Annotated in this window: 14 protein-coding genes; all 14 read left to right on the plus strand. The window is 42.3% G+C overall.

The window, feature by feature from the left end:
- Positions 1-253 precede the first annotated feature (253 nt).
- The 14 genes from rimP (at position 254) to J3455_RS05000 (ending at position 16,996) form a co-directional block, all read left to right on the plus strand.
- The gene (gene rimP / locus J3455_RS04935; RefSeq protein WP_054553177.1) at positions 254-709 is read left to right on the plus strand and encodes a ribosome maturation factor RimP; all 456 of its coding nucleotides are present in this window, start codon (positions 254-256) and stop codon (positions 707-709) included.
- 38 nt (positions 710-747) lie between these two features.
- Positions 748-2,247: a transcription termination factor NusA gene (gene nusA / locus J3455_RS04940; protein WP_130051981.1), complete on the plus strand. Its 1,500-nt coding sequence runs from the start codon at positions 748-750 to the stop codon at positions 2,245-2,247.
- Between the two features lie 25 nt (positions 2,248-2,272).
- Complete coding sequence (infB, locus tag J3455_RS04945) at positions 2,273-4,930, plus strand: translation initiation factor IF-2 (protein ID WP_130051980.1); 2,658 nt, start codon at positions 2,273-2,275, stop codon at positions 4,928-4,930.
- 110 nt (positions 4,931-5,040) lie between these two features.
- Positions 5,041-5,445, plus strand: a complete 405-nt coding sequence (rbfA, locus tag J3455_RS04950; RefSeq protein ID WP_130051979.1) for a 30S ribosome-binding factor RbfA — start codon at positions 5,041-5,043, stop codon at positions 5,443-5,445.
- Positions 5,445-6,389, plus strand: a complete 945-nt coding sequence (gene truB / locus J3455_RS04955; RefSeq protein ID WP_130051978.1) for a tRNA pseudouridine(55) synthase TruB — start codon at positions 5,445-5,447, stop codon at positions 6,387-6,389. Before rbfA ends, truB begins: the two co-directional genes overlap by 1 nt.
- Before the next feature lie 110 nt (positions 6,390-6,499).
- Positions 6,500-6,769 carry a 30S ribosomal protein S15 gene (gene rpsO, locus J3455_RS04960; RefSeq protein ID WP_130051977.1) on the plus strand — a complete coding sequence of 90 codons (270 nt, stop codon included), beginning with the start codon at positions 6,500-6,502 and terminating at the stop codon, positions 6,767-6,769.
- 243 nt (positions 6,770-7,012) lie between these two features.
- On the plus strand, positions 7,013-9,142 hold the full coding sequence (gene pnp / locus J3455_RS04965) for a polyribonucleotide nucleotidyltransferase (protein ID WP_349561256.1): 2,130 nt from the start codon (positions 7,013-7,015) through the stop codon (positions 9,140-9,142).
- Positions 9,143-9,270: 128 nt separating this feature from the next.
- On the plus strand, positions 9,271-10,149 hold the full coding sequence (gene nlpI, locus J3455_RS04970; RefSeq protein WP_130051975.1) for a lipoprotein NlpI: 879 nt from the start codon (positions 9,271-9,273) through the stop codon (positions 10,147-10,149).
- A 13-nt stretch (positions 10,150-10,162) separates the two neighbouring features.
- Positions 10,163-11,335 carry a hypothetical protein gene (locus J3455_RS04975; RefSeq protein ID WP_130051974.1) on the plus strand — a complete coding sequence of 391 codons (1,173 nt, stop codon included), beginning with the start codon at positions 10,163-10,165 and terminating at the stop codon, positions 11,333-11,335.
- Positions 11,336-11,546: 211 nt separating this feature from the next.
- Positions 11,547-14,339, plus strand: a complete 2,793-nt coding sequence (locus J3455_RS04980; protein WP_349561257.1) for a monovalent cation/H+ antiporter subunit A — start codon at positions 11,547-11,549, stop codon at positions 14,337-14,339.
- Positions 14,339-14,683 carry a Na+/H+ antiporter subunit C gene (locus J3455_RS04985; protein ID WP_054553167.1) on the plus strand — a complete coding sequence of 115 codons (345 nt, stop codon included), beginning with the start codon at positions 14,339-14,341 and terminating at the stop codon, positions 14,681-14,683. Before J3455_RS04980 ends, J3455_RS04985 begins: the two co-directional genes overlap by 1 nt.
- Positions 14,680-16,197 carry a monovalent cation/H+ antiporter subunit D gene (locus tag J3455_RS04990; RefSeq protein ID WP_130051972.1) on the plus strand — a complete coding sequence of 506 codons (1,518 nt, stop codon included), beginning with the start codon at positions 14,680-14,682 and terminating at the stop codon, positions 16,195-16,197. Before J3455_RS04985 ends, J3455_RS04990 begins: the two co-directional genes overlap by 4 nt.
- Complete coding sequence (locus tag J3455_RS04995) at positions 16,197-16,733, plus strand: Na+/H+ antiporter subunit E (RefSeq protein WP_130051971.1); 537 nt, start codon at positions 16,197-16,199, stop codon at positions 16,731-16,733. Before J3455_RS04990 ends, J3455_RS04995 begins: the two co-directional genes overlap by 1 nt.
- Positions 16,727-16,996, plus strand: coding sequence for a K+/H+ antiporter subunit F (locus J3455_RS05000; RefSeq protein WP_130051970.1), 270 nt, complete (start codon positions 16,727-16,729; stop codon positions 16,994-16,996). The genes J3455_RS04995 and J3455_RS05000 overlap by 7 nt, the downstream gene beginning before the upstream one ends.
- The last annotated feature ends 3 nt before the right edge of the window (positions 16,997-16,999 follow it).

A 16,999-nucleotide genomic window follows, 5' to 3' on the forward strand; every position in this document is an offset into this window, starting at 1 on the left:
CACAGTAATTTTTACTGTATGAAGTCGCGCATTCTGGTAATGCGCGTTTTGCGTTTAGGCTATCTAGTTTAATTTGGTCAGGTAATTGACTCGCAACCAAGCTTGGCCCTAGGCCACACAGTTTTATGCTTTAGGTGTGACGCCCCGCTTGGTTCGGGGCGTTGTTGTATCTGCTTGGCGGTGATTTTAAATCATTATTAAACTCAGTATTTCAGGGCTATATGCCCTTTTTTTGTTTGTATGGAGGATTTTCGTGACAAAACTTGAGCAAGATTTAGTAGCCATGCTCTCACCGGCCGTTGAAATGTTAGGCTTTGAGTTACATGGTCTTGAGTTTGTGCAAGCTGGTCGCCACTCTACATTACGTGTTTATATCGATCACGATGCAGGGATTACGGTTGACAATTGTGCCGACGTTAGTCGTCAAGTTAGCGCAATTTTAGATGTCGAAGACCCAATTACAAATGAATATGATTTGGAAGTTTCGTCTCCTGGTGTTGATCGTCCATTATTCAAACAAGATCACTACGAGAAGGCGCAAGGAGAAGAAGTACGCGTGCGTACTAAGCTTCCGCAAGATGGTCGTCGTAACTTTAAAGGCGATTTAGTATCAGTTAGCAGTGATATGATCACACTTTCAGCAGATGGCACTGAGCATATGATTATGATCAGTAACATTGAACGTGCGAACATCATCGCAAAGTTTTAATTCGAGTGCGAAGGAATAGGGCAAGCGAGGCATAACCCATGGCAAAAGAAATATTATTGGTTGCTGAAGCCGTCTCCAATGAGAAAGCGGTTCCAAAAGAAAAGATTTTTGAAGCGTTAGAGTTCGCATTAGCGACTGCAACAAAGAAAAAACACGATGGCGAAATTGACGTTCGCGTATCAATTGATCGTAAAACTGGTGATTACGACACGTTCCGTCGCTGGAAAATCGCTGAAGTTCTTGAAGATGGTTCTTTAGAACATCCATACAGCGAAATCACGCTTGAAGCAGCACAAGTTGAAGACGAAAACTTACAACTAGGTGATTACGTCGAAGAACAAATTGAGTCAATCAAGTTCGACCGTATTACGACACAAATGGCAAAGCAAGTTATCGTACAAAAAGTACGTGAAGCTGAGCGTGCTTTAGTTGTTGAAGAATATAAAGATCAACAAGGCGAATTGGTAACTGGTGTTGTTAAAAAAGCAACACGTGATGCAATCGTACTTGACCTTGGTAACAATGCTGAAGCGGTTATCTACCGTGATGATATGTTACCACGTGAGAACTTCCGTCCAGGTGACCGTATCCGTGGTTTACTTTACGAAGTTAAGCCGGAAGCTCGTGGCGCGCAATTATTTGTAACGCGTTCTAAACCTGAAATGCTAATGGAGTTATTCCGCATTGAGGTACCTGAAATTGGCGAAGAGATGATTGAATTACGTGCTGCAGCACGTGATCCAGGTTCTCGTGCAAAAATCGCAGTAAAATCTAACGATAAACGTATCGACCCAGTGGGTGCGTGTGTTGGTATGCGTGGTGCTCGAGTACAAGCTGTTTCAACTGAGCTTGGTGGTGAGCGTGTTGATATCGTTCTTTACGATGATAACCCAGCACAATTCGTTATCAATGCAATGGCGCCAGCAGAAGTTGCGTCAATCGTAATGGACGAAGATACTCATTCAATGGATATTGCTGTTGAAGCAGATAATCTAGCACAAGCAATTGGTCGTAACGGTCAAAACGTTCGTCTTGCTAGCCAGTTAACTGGTTGGGAATTAAACGTAATGACAGTTGATGACATGCGTGCGAAGAACGAAGCTGAATCAGACAAGCTAATTAACTTATTCACTGAATACCTAGATATCGATGATGAGTTTGCAACATTACTTATCAACGAAGGTTTCTCAACACTTGAAGAAGTTGCTTACGTTCCTGCATCGGAATTCCTAGAAATCGACGGTTTAGATGAAGAAACAGTTGATATCTTACGTTCACGTGCAAAAGACGCATTAACAACTAAAGCGCTTAAAACGGAAGAAAGTTTAGAAGGTGCTGAACCTGCAGAAGACCTACTAGCACTTGAGGGCTTAGAGCGTCATCTTGCATTTGTTATGGCAAGCAAAGGTGTAGTAACACTTGAAGACTTAGCTGAGCAAGGTATTGATGAGTTAGTAGACATCACTGAGCTATCAGAAGAAGAAGCTGGTAAGCTAATTATGGCTGCGCGTAACATTTGTTGGTTCGCAGACGAGTAATTTATTAACGGAGGTATTACACACTATGGCAGAAGTAAATGTTGAAAAACTAGCCGGAGATATTGGTACAACTGTTGATAAGTTATTACAGCAGCTTGAGCAAGCCGGTATATCTAAAAAAGCAGGTGATATGGTAACGGAGGCTGAAAAGTCAACATTACTTGATCACTTAAGCAAGCAGCACGGCGGTACAGGGTCTGAAGGCCCTGCTCGCATGACTTTGCAACGTAAAAGCAAGAGCACTCTAAGTGTGACTGGCTCAACAGGTAAAGCAAAGTCTGTGCAAGTTGAAGTACGTAAAACACGTACTTACGTCAAGAAAAGCGCCATTGAGCAACAGCAAGAAGAAGAGCGTTTAGCTGCAGAAGAAGCTGCACGTAAAGCAGCAGAGCTTAAAGCCCAGCAAGAAGCTGAAGAGCTAAAAGCGAAACAAGAGGCAGAACGCAAAGCGAAAGAAGAAGCTGAGCGTAAAGCCAAAGAAGAGGCTAAACGTAAAGCTGAAGCTGAGCGTAAAGCGAAACAGAAGCAGATGACCCCAGAGCAAAGTGCTAAGTCTGAACAAGATCGCGCCGAAGCTGAGCGTCTGCAAAAAGAAGCAGAAGAGGCCGCATTGAGAAAAGCTGAAGAAGAAGCGAAACGTCAAGCAGAAGAGGCAAGAAAGCTAGCTGAAGAAAATGAAGCTCGCTGGAAAAAGGAAGAAGAAGAGCGTAAGAAGCGTGAAGAAAGCGCTGATCACCACCTTACGACTTCAACTTACGCACGTGAAGCAGAAGATGAATCTGACGCACGTGAAGAGCATAGCGCTCGTCGTAAGAAAAAGAAAAAAGGACCTCAAAAAGATAAACAGGCTGCCGGTCCTAAAGGTAAGAAAGGCAAGCTAAAAGCACCAACGTCTTTACAACATGGTTTCCAAAAACCAACCGCTGACGTGAAAAATGAAGTTCGTATCAGTGAAACAATCACTGTTGCTGAGCTTGCATCACGTATGGCAGTTAAAGGTGCTGAAGTTGTTAAAACAATGATGAAGATGGGTGACATGGTTACCATTAACCAAGTGATTGACCAAGAAACAGCACAGCTTGTTGCTGAAGAAATGGGTCACAAGGTTATCATTGTTAAAGAAAATGAATTAGAAGAGAAAGTACTAAACGACCGTAGCGAAGAAGGTAAAGCCATTCCTCGTGCACCGGTTGTGACAGTAATGGGTCACGTTGACCACGGTAAAACGTCAACACTTGATTACATTCGTTCAGCAAAAGTTGCTTCTGGTGAAGCCGGTGGTATTACTCAGCACATTGGTGCATATCACGTTGAAACAAATGGTCATATGATCACATTCTTAGATACGCCAGGTCACGCCGCGTTTACATCAATGCGTGCTCGTGGTGCTAAAGCTACGGATATTGTAATTCTTGTTGTTGCAGCCGATGATGGTGTAATGCCACAGACTAAAGAAGCGGTTCAGCACGCCCGTGCTGCAGGCGTTCCTTTAATCATCGCAGTAAACAAGATGGATAAAGAAGGCATCGACCCAGATCGCGTTAAGAACGAGCTAGCACAATTAGATGTTATCCCAGAAGAGTGGGGTGGTGAAACACAGTTTGTGCATATCTCTGCGAAAACAGGTTTAGGTATTGATGACCTACTTGAAGCAGTATTAATGCAAGCTGAGCTACTTGAGCTAACTGCGCCAGCTGAAGGTATGGCTGCAGGTGTTGTAATTGAATCGCGTCTTGATAAAGGCCGTGGTCCAGTTGCTTCAATCCTAGTTCAGTCTGGTACGCTTAACCAAGGTGATATCGTACTTTGTGGTCTTGAATATGGCCGTGTACGTGCGATGAAAGATGAGAACGGACAAGACATTAAGTCTGCTGGTCCATCTATTCCAGTAGAGATTTTAGGTCTATCTGGTATCCCTGCTGCTGGTGATGAAGCAACAGTAGTTAAAGATGAGCGTAAAGCGCGTGAAGTAGCACTTTACCGTCAAGGTAAATTCCGTGAAGTGAAGCTTGCTCGTCAACAAAAAGCGAAGCTTGAAAACATGTTTACGAACATGGCTGAAGGTGATGTATCAGAAGTTAACATCGTTCTTAAAGCTGACGTACAAGGTTCAATCGAAGCAATCGCTGATTCATTAACTAAGCTTTCTACTGATGAAGTTAAAGTGAAGATTGTAGGTTCAGGTGTAGGTGGTATCACTGAAACTGATGCAACTCTTGCAGCAGCGTCTAACGCGATTGTTGTTGGCTTTAACGTACGTGCTGATGCATCAGCTCGTAAAGTGATTGAGTCAGAAAACCTAGACTTACGTTACTACAGCGTAATCTACAGCCTGATTGAAGAAGTTAAACAAGCGATGTCAGGTATGCTTGCTCCAGAATTCAAGCAAGAGATCATTGGTCTTGCTGAAGTTCGTGACGTGTTCAAGTCACCTAAGATTGGTGCAATCGCAGGTTGTATGGTTACTGAAGGTATCGTTAAGCGTAGCGCACCTATCCGTGTACTTCGTGATAACGTGGTTATCTACGAAGGTGAACTTGAGTCACTACGTCGCTTTAAAGACGACGTTCAAGAAGTTCGTAACGGTATGGAGTGTGGTATCGGCGTTAAGAACTACAACGATGTTAAAGTTGGCGACCAAATCGAGGTATTCGAGACGGTTGAAGTACAACGTTCACTTTAATTTCGTTTAAGTTATTGCTTTAAATGGGGGCCTAGCCCCCATTTGTGCATTCGTAATTAAATTAACTTATTCTTTAACATCAATAAGTTATTATTTTAGAGTGAAATGAAATGAGAGAATTTTCTCGCACTGATCGTGTTGCTCAGCAAATTCAAAAAGAGATTGCTGTTATTCTTCAACGCGAAATCAAAGATCCACGCCTAGGCATGGTAACAGTGTCTGCGGTTGAGGTATCTCGCGACTTATCTTACGCAAAAGTATTTATCACGGTATTCAACACGGATGATGAAGATAAAGCCAAGCAAAGCGCTAAAATCTTAAATGAAGCAACGGGTTATATTCGTTCTTTATTAGGTAAACGCATTCGTGCGCGCATCATGCCAGAGTTACGTTTTGTAATCGATAATTCACTAATGGAAGGTATGCGTATTTCAAACTTGGTTGATTCTGTTATTCGTGAAGACAATGCTAAGCATGTAGACGAAGACGACGGCGAAGAAGGCACTAAAGGCTAATGGCTAGACGCAGTAAAGGTCGTGCTATTGACGGCATCTTATTACTTAATAAGCCGCAAGGTATTTCATCAAACAAAGCATTGCAGCAAGCAAAGGGAATATACTTTGCTCAAAAAGCAGGCCACACCGGTGCGCTTGATCCGCTCGCGACGGGTATGCTGCCTATTTGTTTTGGTGAAGCGACTAAGTTTACCCAGTTTTTGCTCGATACAGACAAAACCTATGTTGTTCGTGCCAAACTTGGTGAGCGAACTACAACGTCTGATTCAGATGGTGAAGTGGTTGAAACGCGTGAAGTATCGGTAACACCTGAGCAATTAGCTGAGCAAATTGCCAGTTTCTTAGGTGAGTCGGATCAATACCCTTCGATGTACTCTGCGCTTAAATACCAAGGTCAGCCTTTGTATAAATATGCCCGCGAAGGCATTGAAGTGCCGCGTAAGTGTCGAAAAATTAATGTATTTAGTTTAACGCTTGATGAGTTTGATGAAGCTAATAACGAAGTACAAATGACGGCACATGTATCTAAAGGCACTTATATTCGTACTATTGTTGACGACTTAGGTGAAAAGCTTGGCTGTGGTGCTCATGTTATCATGTTACACCGCAGTGCAGTTGGCCATTATCCAAGTGAGAAAATGGTCACTCTTGAGCAACTTGAAGAAAAGCTACAGCAAGCAAAAGCAGACGATGTTGCGCCTTCAAGCTACCTCGATGAGCTACTATTGCCAATGGATACTGCTTTGGTTGACTTACCTGTGATTGAGATTACCCAAGAGCAGGGCGTGGCATTTAGTCATGGTCAAACAGTAGTGATTGGTAGGCCTGTACCAGATGGGGTAGTAAAGGTAATGGCTGATGGGGTGTTCATTGGTACCGGTGAGCGCCATAAAGATGGTCACTTAAAATCAAAGCGTGGCTTATCAAATCAGCTGCCTGAGTAAAGATTACCTTGTAGTTATAAGCAAAGCTGGGTAGAATACGCCCCGCTCAATCGTTTTGGCTGAATTAGTGATCGGCTAAAACACAATTTAAATTAATTTTTGGAGTTACTATGTCACTAAGCAATCAAGAAAAAGTTGAGATCATCGGTAAATTTGCACGCGCTGAAGGCGACACTGGTTCACCTGAAGTACAAGTTGCACTTCTAACTTTCGATATCAACAAGCTTCAAGGTCACTTTGCTAGCCACAAGCACGACTTCCACTCACGTCGTGGTCTTCTTCGCAAAGTAAGCCAACGCCGTAAACTGCTTGACTACCTTAAAGGTAAAGACATTGCACGTTACACTGCGTTAATCCAAGAGCTTGGCCTACGTCGCTAAGAACTAGATTACGAGAAAAGGGGCTATTTAGCCCCTTTTTTTGTGCGCGCATGAAAGGTATACTAGCGCACATCTTAGTAGGTGAATCTACTAAGTAATTGAAAAAACATCATTGCCAATTGTAGTACTTAATCGTGTTTTCATAAGCACAATTAAGTACTGTAATTGGTACTTTGATGGACTATTTTTTACCAATTCGGAGCACTGCTCTGAGTTGCTTTTACATTTAAAGGATATTTTTAAGTGCAAGCAATTATTAAAGAATTTCAACTAGGTCAACACACTGTGACTCTAGAAACTGGTGCTATCGCTCGTCAAGCTGACGGCGCAGTACTAGCAAGCATTGGCGATACTTCAGTATTAGTTACTGTTGTAGGCAAGCGCGATGCACAACCAGGTCAAGACTTCTTTCCACTAACAGTTAACTACCAAGAGCGTATGTACGCTGCGGGTCGTATCCCTGGTGGTTTCCTTAAGCGTGAAGGTCGTCCTAACGATGGCGAAACGCTTATCGCTCGTTTAATCGACCGTCCAATCCGTCCACTTTTCCCAGACGGTTTCGTAAACGAAGTACAAGTAATTGCGACAGTTGTTTCTGTTAATCCAGAAATCCAACCTGACATGGTTGCTATGATTGGTACTTCAGCAGCTCTTGCTATCTCTGGTATCCCATTCAATGGTCCTATCGGTGCATCACGCGTTGGTTTCATCAACGGCGAATATGTACTTAACCCAACACTAGCTGAGCTTGAAGAGAGCCAATTAGACCTAGTTGTTGCAGGTACTGATAACGCAGTACTTATGGTTGAATCAGAAGCTGAAACACTATCTGAAGAAGTAATGTTAGGTGCGGTTGTTTATGGTCATGAGCAATCTCAAGCTATCATCAACGCAATCAACGAATTCAAAGCTGAAGCAGGTAAACCAGCTTGGGATTGGACTGCACCAGAGAAAAATGTAACACTTGCTGAGAAAATCTCTGCAATCGCTGCTGAAAAAGTAGGTGAAGCATACCGCATCACTGACAAAGTAGCGCGTAAAGAAGCACTAGGTGTAGCGAAAGAGGAAGTTGTTGCTACTTTAACTGCAGAGCTTGCTGAAGGCGAAGAGCTAGATACACAAGAAGTTGGTAAACTATTTGGTTCTTTAGAAAAAGAAATCGTTCGTGGCCGTATCATCGCAGGTGAGAAGCGTATCGATGGTCGTGAACCAGATATGATCCGTGCACTAGACGTAATGACAGGGGTTTTACCTCGTACTCACGGTTCTGCAATCTTTACTCGTGGTGAGACGCAAGCACTTGTTACTGCAACACTTGGTACAGAGCGTGATTCACAGTTAATCGATGATTTAACTGGTACTAACAAAAACCACTTTATGCTGCACTATAACTTCCCTCCGTTCTGCGTAGGTGAAACTGGTTTTGTTGGCTCACCTAAGCGTCGTGAGATCGGTCACGGTAACTTAGCTAAGCGTGGTATTGCAGCTGTATTACCAACGTTAACTGACTTCCCATACTCAATCCGTGTTGTTTCAGAAATCACTGAATCAAATGGTTCATCGTCTATGGCATCAGTATGTGGTACGTCATTAGCTCTTATGAATGCTGGTGTACCAATTGAAGCATCTGTTGCTGGTATTGCGATGGGTCTAGTTAAAGAAGGCGAAGATTTCGTTGTTCTTTCTGACATCTTAGGTGATGAAGATCACTTAGGTGACATGGACTTTAAAGTAGCGGGTACTTCTAATGGTATCACTGCATTACAAATGGATATCAAGATCGAAGGTATCACTAAAGAAATCATGCAAATCGCTCTTAAACAGGCGAAAGCAGCACGTTTACACATCTTAGGTGTTATGGACGAAGCGATTTCAGCACCTTCTGAAGAGTTATCTCAGTTCGCGCCACGCATTTACACAATGCAAATCCCTGCGAAGAAAATTGCTGAAGTTATCGGTAAAGGTGGCGCAACTATCCGTCAACTTACAGAAGAAACTGGTACTACGATTGAAATCGAAGATGACGGTACAATCAAGATCGCAGCAACTGATGGCATCAGCGCTAACGATGCTATTAAGCGTATCGAGCAATTAACTGCTGAGCTAGAAGTAGGTACTATCTACACTGGTAAAGTTGTTCGTATCGTTGATTTTGGTGCGTTCGTTAATATTCTTCCAGGTAAAGATGGTCTAGTGCACATTTCACAAATCAGCACTGAGCGTGTTAACAACGTGACTGACCACCTGAGCGAAGGCCAAGAAGTTAAAGTTAAAGTTCTTGAAGTAGATCGCCAAGGTCGTGTACGTCTAAGCATCAAAGAAGCTATGGAATCAGCTGCTGAAGAAAAAGCAGAAGAGTCTAAAGACGCTTAATGATGATTGAATAACCAGTTATTTGCTGGATATAAGAAAAAGGGGCTGTTTAGCCCCTTTTTTTATGCTTTAATGAAACCTATCCGCTTCGATTTTGTCTACAGAGAATTCAGGTATTAAGGAATTTAATGATTTTTAAACACTTAGCATTGACCGCTGTGGCTATTTTTTCTTTAAGTGCATGCCAAACCACCACACAATCTGAGTCAGTCCCTATTGTTAATGTGCCTTTTACCGCACCATTGGCGCCTGATTTTCGTAATGAAATTACGATTGCTCGTTACTCTGAGTTGTTAAACCGCGCAGATTTAAGTGCTGAGCAACAGGCTAAGCTTTATTACGATCGCGGCGTGTTATTTGACAGCTTAGGTATGTCGACGTTAGCGCGAATAGACTTTAACCGTGCGATTAAGCTCAAACCAGATTTGGCTGAGGTATATAACTTTTTAGGTATTCACCACACACTGATGCAGCAGTATGAACAAGCCTACGAATTTTTTGATTCTGCACTTGAGCTTAATGAGCAGCATGAGTACGCCTATTTAAATCGTGGGATTGCACTTTACTATGGTGAGCGCCCATTACTTGCACAAGATGATTTACAACAGTTTTTAAATCGTTCACCCAGCGATCCTTATCGTGTGTTATGGCTTTATTTAGCGCAATCAGAAGCTGATAAAAAGCAAGCCTTAATTGATTTAAAAGCTAACTCACAAGGTGTAGATGAGTCACAATGGGGTTACCAACTCTTGGCACTATACTTAGGTGACATTAGTGAGTTTGAATTTTTATCTGGCATTATTGAAGGCGTTACTTCAGAGCAAGAGTATGCACATCGCTTATGTGAAGCTTATTTCTATCTAGCTAAAATGCATCAAGCAGCTGGTGATAACTACCTTGCTGCTGACTATTTTAGGCTTGCCCTTGCCACCAATGTACATGAATTTGTTGAATACAAATATGCCCGTTTAGAGCTTGAGTTAATGGCTGGTGAAAACGCAAGCTAAGGTTTCTTTAATTGTGATTCTATTACTGAGCTTGGGTCTTGTTTCAAGCTCAGTGTCTCGTTTTATTCCCGCTTATTTTTATTACGCAAATACCAGCCCTTCACAAGTGACAGCTATCTATCATTTAGCGCCGAGTGCTATTAATTTGCAGCATTTAGTGTTGAGTAACTCGCAACTTCGCCAGCTGGCAAAGCTCGATGATAGCAATGCCGTGTATCAGCTTGCGCTTAGGTTTTTGCAGCAACAAGACTACACTGCAGCAAAATTATGGTGGCAGCCTTACTTTGCTGAATTTACTTTATTGCAGCAGCAAGCCTTAGCGGATCAGCTAGTCCAAACGCAACAGTGGCACGATATAAGCAGTTTAGGCCAAGCTGGCAAGTTACCCGAGGGGAATGCTAAGCAAGCTTGGCTATTGCAACAACAAATGCCGGTAGCTCAAATTGCCCCTGCTTATGCGAAGCAACAGCAATTTGCTTTATCAACAGCGACTTTACAAGCAAGCAGCCAGTGCAAATTTAATGTTTTAATGATGACAGATCACTACAAAGGGATTCAGGCTTTAAACCAGTATAAGCAGCAATACAGCAAAGCTCCTGAGCCCGCCAAAGACAGCTTTTGCTTCACTGAGGTTGTTTATGTAGCCGATAAATTTAAGTGTGATGCAAGTGGTGGGGCGCTTAGTTGTAATTGGCAAAATGCTGCAGAGCAAAAATGGCCTGAAGGTTTTGACTTTATTGTGATGATGTCGAATCAAGGGGCAGCAAATGTTCAAGGCGGTATTATGCATATTAACTCATCGCAACCTTATGCGGTGTTTTTACATGAATTAATGCACTTTAGTGGTTTTGAAGATGAATATGCTTTAGCAGAGAAAAAACAGCAGTGGCTGTGCAAGCAGCAAGGGTTAGTCGCTCCAAATTTATTTATCGCAAATGGCGTTCTTCCACCAAAAAGCTGGCAAAAAAGTGTCGCTTGCGACAATGAAAAGGCCTATAAACCTAGCCCTAATTGGTCGATTATGCAGTACCAAACTATGGGGTTATCTGAGCAATACAGAGCGCTTTGGCAAAAACAAATTAACCAGCCCTTAACAAAGCCGGTTCGGTTTTCTGAATATTTTGCCTTTTTAGGCTTAAAGCCAGTGTTTACAACAGCTTCCAAAGAGCAGAATTTTTCTGACTAATCGACTATTTATTGCTATTTTAGTATGCAAAGCGGTTGAATATTGTGCAAATAGGAGTGTCTCCTATAGACAAAATAGCACCTGATCAGTATAACTATACGCATTGTAAGCTTTTTTTGAAGCCAACTTTTAACCATCCAAATGAACAGTACGCAACTAATTAAAACTAGAGCGGTATTGATATTCTTATGACACTAAAAGGCTCCTAATTATGACTTTGCTCTGGATACCCCTGTTATCCTTAATCGGCAGTGTTATTTCATCCTGCACTTCAAAACTAACACGTAACCAAAGCACTGCTTTGACCATGTTAGCGCCTTTGATTGCCCTTGGAATTGTATTTTCGTATACCCCTGCAGTCTTTTCTGGTGAAACAATTCGCTACACTGCTGAGTGGATCCCGCTTTTAAACATGCAAGTCTCGTTTCGACTTGATGGTTTAACGTTACTCTTTTTATATATGATCTTGGGTATTGGTACCCTAGTGATTTTTTATGCGCGTTATTACTTGAGTAATAGCGACTCAATGCCAAAGCTATACTGCTATTTAATGCTATTTATGACCGCAATGGTTGGCATCGTGATGTCAAACAATGTGATTCAGCTTTGGTTTTTTTGGGAGCTCACCAGTATTAGCTCTTTTTTATTGATCAGTTATTGGTGGCATAAATCAGAAGCTCGAAAAGGCGCGCGCATGGCGCTTGCTATTACCGGTGCCGGTGGTCTTGCATTACTAGCTGGTTTATTACTTATTGGTGATATTGTTGGTAGTTATAATCTTGACGTTATTTTAGCAAGCAAAGCGCTTATTCAATCTCATGAACTCTATGAAGTTGCGCTGGTATTAGTGCTATTAGGTGCTTTTACCAAATCTGCGCAATTTCCATTTCATTTCTGGTTACCACATGCGATGGCGGCACCGACACCAGTCAGTGCCTACTTACACTCTGCAACCATGGTTAAAGCGGGTATCTTTTTATTAGCGCGTTTTTATCCAGCGCTATCAGGCACAGATACTTGGTTTATCTTAGTGGCGATGACGGGTCTGGCGACTTTATTGGTTGGCGCTTATATCGCGTTGTTTAAGCATGATTTAAAAGGCTTGTTGGCTTATTCAACAATCAGCCATTTAGGTTTAATTACATTACTCTTAGGTTTAGACACTGAGCTTGCTACAGTGGCTGCTATTTTCCACATTATTAACCACGCTACGTTTAAAGCGTCGTTATTTATGGCAACGGGTATCATTGATCATGAAACTGGCACCCGTGATATGCGTAAACTTAATGGTATGTGGCGATTTATGCCGTATACCGCCACACTTGCTATGGTGGCAGCTGCAGCCATGGCGGGCGTGCCACTGTTAAATGGTTTCTTGTCGAAAGAAATGTTCTTTGCCGAAACACTACATCAACAAGTGCTTGGCTCTATGTCGTGGTTAATTCCAGTGTTAGCAACGATTGCTGGTGCACTATCTGTGGCGTATTCAGCGCGCTTTATTCATGACGTGTTTTTCAATGGCGACCCAATTGATTTGCCAAAACAGCCCCATGAGCCACCACGCTATATGCGTGTACCAATCGAAATTTTGGTTGTGCTGTGTTTACTCGTTGGTATGTTCCCGCACTTTGCAGTAAGCGATATTTTAGCTTCGGCATCTTTCGCAGTGCTTGGTAATGTAGCCCCGGATTATAAGCTATCAGTATGGCATGGCTTTAACTTACCTCTGTTAATGAGCTTTATTGCAACAAGCGTTGGTGTGATGATTTATGTGCAGCGTAAGCACCTGTTCCACTTCCAAGCGTCATTACCAACTTTGAATGCTAAAAAAGGCTTTGAGCGTGGCTTATATAGCTTGATTAAGTGGTCACAAGAAAAGATTAAACGTATCGAAAATGGTTCCTTACAGCGTTATGCCTTTGTGATGATTGCGGTGGTGCTCATGTGTGCGGGTTGGCCTTTATTTGAAATGCGCCAGTTAGCAGGAGCAAGCGAGTTAACCCCAATCGATTTCCATAATGCAATAGGTGCAGGCTTACTAATAATTGGTGCGTTGGCAACGGTTATTTGGCACCGCTCACGAATGATATCTTTGATTATGATTTCAATTGTAGGCCTGATGGTATCTGTTGCTTTCACTCGATTCTCTGCGCCAGATTTAGCACTGACTCAGTTAACGGTTGAAGTTGTCACCGTGATGCTACTGATGCTTGCACTGTTCTTTTTACCGCAGCGTACTCCGAAAGAATCGAGCTCACTGCGTATTCTGCGTGACTTGGGTATCTCATCGGCAATTGGTGTGGTTGTGGCAAGTATTTGTTATGCGCTTCTGACAAGACCACTTGAGTCAATTTCTGACTTCTTTGTTGCCAATGCAAAAACTGGCGGTGGTGGTACTAACGTTGTAAACGTTATCCTCGTTGACTTTAGGGGGTTTGATACCCTAGGTGAAATTACCGTATTGGGTATTGCTGCATTAGGTATTTATAAACTGCTTATTAACTTGCCGCTGTTTATGCCAGCAAGTGATAGCGAAGGGCGCCCATGGGCAAGAGAGCGTTACCCAATTCTACTCTCGAGTATTTCACAAAGCTTGTTACCACTTGCATTACTTGTGTCTGCGTATATTTTCTTACGTGGTCATAACTTACCAGGTGGTGGCTTTATTGCAGGACTCGTTACCGCGATTGCATTTATTTTGCAATATATGGCCAATGGTTCGCATTGGATTGCAGGCAGATTTGACGTGAATTATCGTAAGATTATTGCGTCAGGTATTGCTATTGCATTGTTCACAGGTATTGGAAGTTGGTTCTTCGAACGTCCATTCCTAACAACCTGGTTTGATTATTTTGATATTCCGTTAGTCGGCAAAACAGAACTTGCTAGTGCTATCGTATTTGATTTAGGTGTGTATTTAACTGTTGTAGGTGCAACGCTGATGATTTTAGCAAGTTTAGGTAAATTAACTGCTGATACACCCAAGCAAGAGGTAAATATTTAATGGAAGTATTGTACGCATCGTGCGTCGGCGTGCTGGTTGCATGCGGAATTTACTTAATATTGCGGGCTCGTACTTTCCCTGTGGTACTCGGCCTGACTATGTTGTCGTATGCAGTTAACCTGTTTTTATTCTCTTCAGGCCGCTTAACAATTAACAAAGCGGCTGTACTTGGTACAGGCAGTGAGTATGCCGACCCACTCCCTCAAGCGCTGGTTTTAACAGCAATTGTAATTGGCTTTGCGATGACCGCTTTTGTGGTTATTTTAGCGATTCGTGGTCGTGCAGATTTGGGTAATGACCATGTTGATGGTCACCTTGTTAAATCATCGAAGGAGCAAAAATGATTCAGCATTTAGCTTCTTTACCGATTCTAATTCCGATGTTGGCAGGTGTTATTTTACTCATGCCGCCATGTGGTAAAAACTTACATATCCGTCGTGTTTCGTCGGTTATTTTGTCGATTGTCACATTATCAGTAAGTGCTTACTTATTATACCACGTTAATAGTACAGCACCGCTTGTTTACGCAATCGGTGACTGGTCTGCACCATTTGGTATTGTGCTGGTTGCCGATAGACTAGCAACACTACTGGTGTTACTTACCAGTTTCCTTGGTGCGGTTGTAGTGCTCTATAGCTGTGCAGGTGATGATAAAAAAGGGAGCTTTTTCCACCCATTAGTGCACTTTTTAGTGTTAGGTGTTAATGGTGCCTTTTTAACTGGCGATGTGTTTAACTTATTCGTATTCTTTGAAGTCTTGTTAATTGCCTCATACTCATTATTGATGCATGCAGGTAACAAACACAGTACACGTGCTGCACTGCAATATGTGATTTTAAACTTAATTGGTTCAAGTGTGTTCTTGATTGCGCTAGGTGTACTTTATGGTGTACTAGGCACATTGAATATTGCTGATTTAGCGCAAAAAGTCCCGCAATTGACGGGTGACGATGTTTACCTCGCTAAAATTGGTGGTTTGTTATTAATTGTGGTATTTGCTTTAAAAGGCGCGTTATTACCATTGCATTTATGGTTACCGAATACCTACGCAAGTGCAATGCCATTGGTGGCTGCATTATTTGCGATTATGACCAAGGTAGGTGTTTATGCCATGCTACGTGTGTATACCGTAATATTTGGTGATAATGCTGGCGAGCTTGCTCACATGGCACAACCTTGGCTATGGGGCTTAGCACTAGCGACCATAGTTATGGGTGGTATTGGTGTATTAGCGAGTCAAGACCTTAGAAAGCTTGTTGCGAATCTGGTTGTTGTATCTGTAGGTACTTTAGTGGCATTGGTTGCGATTCAAAATGTCTCTGCAACAGCTGCATTACTTTACTACTTAGTGCATTCAACTATTATTTGCGCAGCACTATTTTTAATTGCAGATTTAATTGCTCAACAACGCGGTAAAGTTGCCGACCGATTAGTAGCAGGTCGTGCCGTTGCACAGCCATACTTGCTTGGTGCTTGTTTCATAGTTGCTGCTCTTGCCGTTGTTGGTATGCCGCCGTTATCTGGCTTTGTAGGTAAAGTATGGATTTTAAAGAGCACGCTAGATAGTGAAAAAGCCATGTTGTTTTGGCCAATTTACCTAGTATCTAGTTTGGCGTTATTAGTGGCGGTTTCACGCGCTGGTACAAGCTTATTCTGGGATCATACTCATAAAGACAGTGAAGCAATTGAAGGCACCAAAGCACATCCTCTTAAAGTGATTTCAGTAGTTGCGCTACTTGCATGTTCACCTTTAATGGTTGTATTTGCAGGACCTATTTCAGACTATATGCTAGCAACATCAGAGCAGTTGTTTGATATCAACACTAGCATCAACACTGTATTACAAGGAGGCCATTGATGCGTTTAGAAGCTCGCTTTCGTTGGTTGCCAACACCATTTCGCAGTGTTTTATTATTTATTGTATGGCTGTTGTTAAATAACAGTGTGTCGCCTGGACACCTGTTTTTAGCTGCATTTTTCGCAATTACCATTCCGTGGATTACTTTCCCATTTCGTGATCCTCAGCCGCTAATTGTAAGGCCGGGTCTTGCGTTTAGGCACTTATTGTTGGTGCTTTATGATATTGTGACTGCCAATTTACAAGTGGCACTGTTGATTCTCGGGCCCACTAAAAAATTGCGCCCAGGTTTTATAAAAGTGCCTTTGGATTTAAGCCACGAAATGCCAATTACTATTTTGGCAAGTACAGTGTCGTTAACGCCGGGTACTGTGAGCGCAGAGGTTTACCCTATTCCTGAGTCCCTCGAAGAGGGGGCAGAGATTGAGCAGCGCTATTTATTAATCCATGTGCTCGATTTAGCTGATGAACAAGCGTTAATTAAAACGATTAAGCAGCGCTATGAAGCACCGCTTAAGGAGATTTTTCGATGCTAGATACCGTTTTTTTAATAGTTTACGCCATGATAGCTATATCTTTATTACTAAACGTGTGGCGGTTAATTGTAGGGCCGTCGGTACCTGATCGTATTTTGGCTTTAGATACTATGTTTATTAACACCATCGCTTTAATTATTCTGTATGGCATGAGCATGGGAACAGATTTATATTTTGAAGCCGCATTATTAATCGCTATGCTTGGCTTTGTTAGCACGGTAGCTGTATGTAAGTATTTGCTACGTGGCGATATTATTGAATAGGGT

It is taken from the genome of Pseudoalteromonas sp. NFXS39 (assembly GCF_040148775.1).
In the GTDB taxonomy this organism is placed as follows: Bacteria; Pseudomonadota; Gammaproteobacteria; order Enterobacterales; family Alteromonadaceae; genus Pseudoalteromonas; species Pseudoalteromonas apostichopi.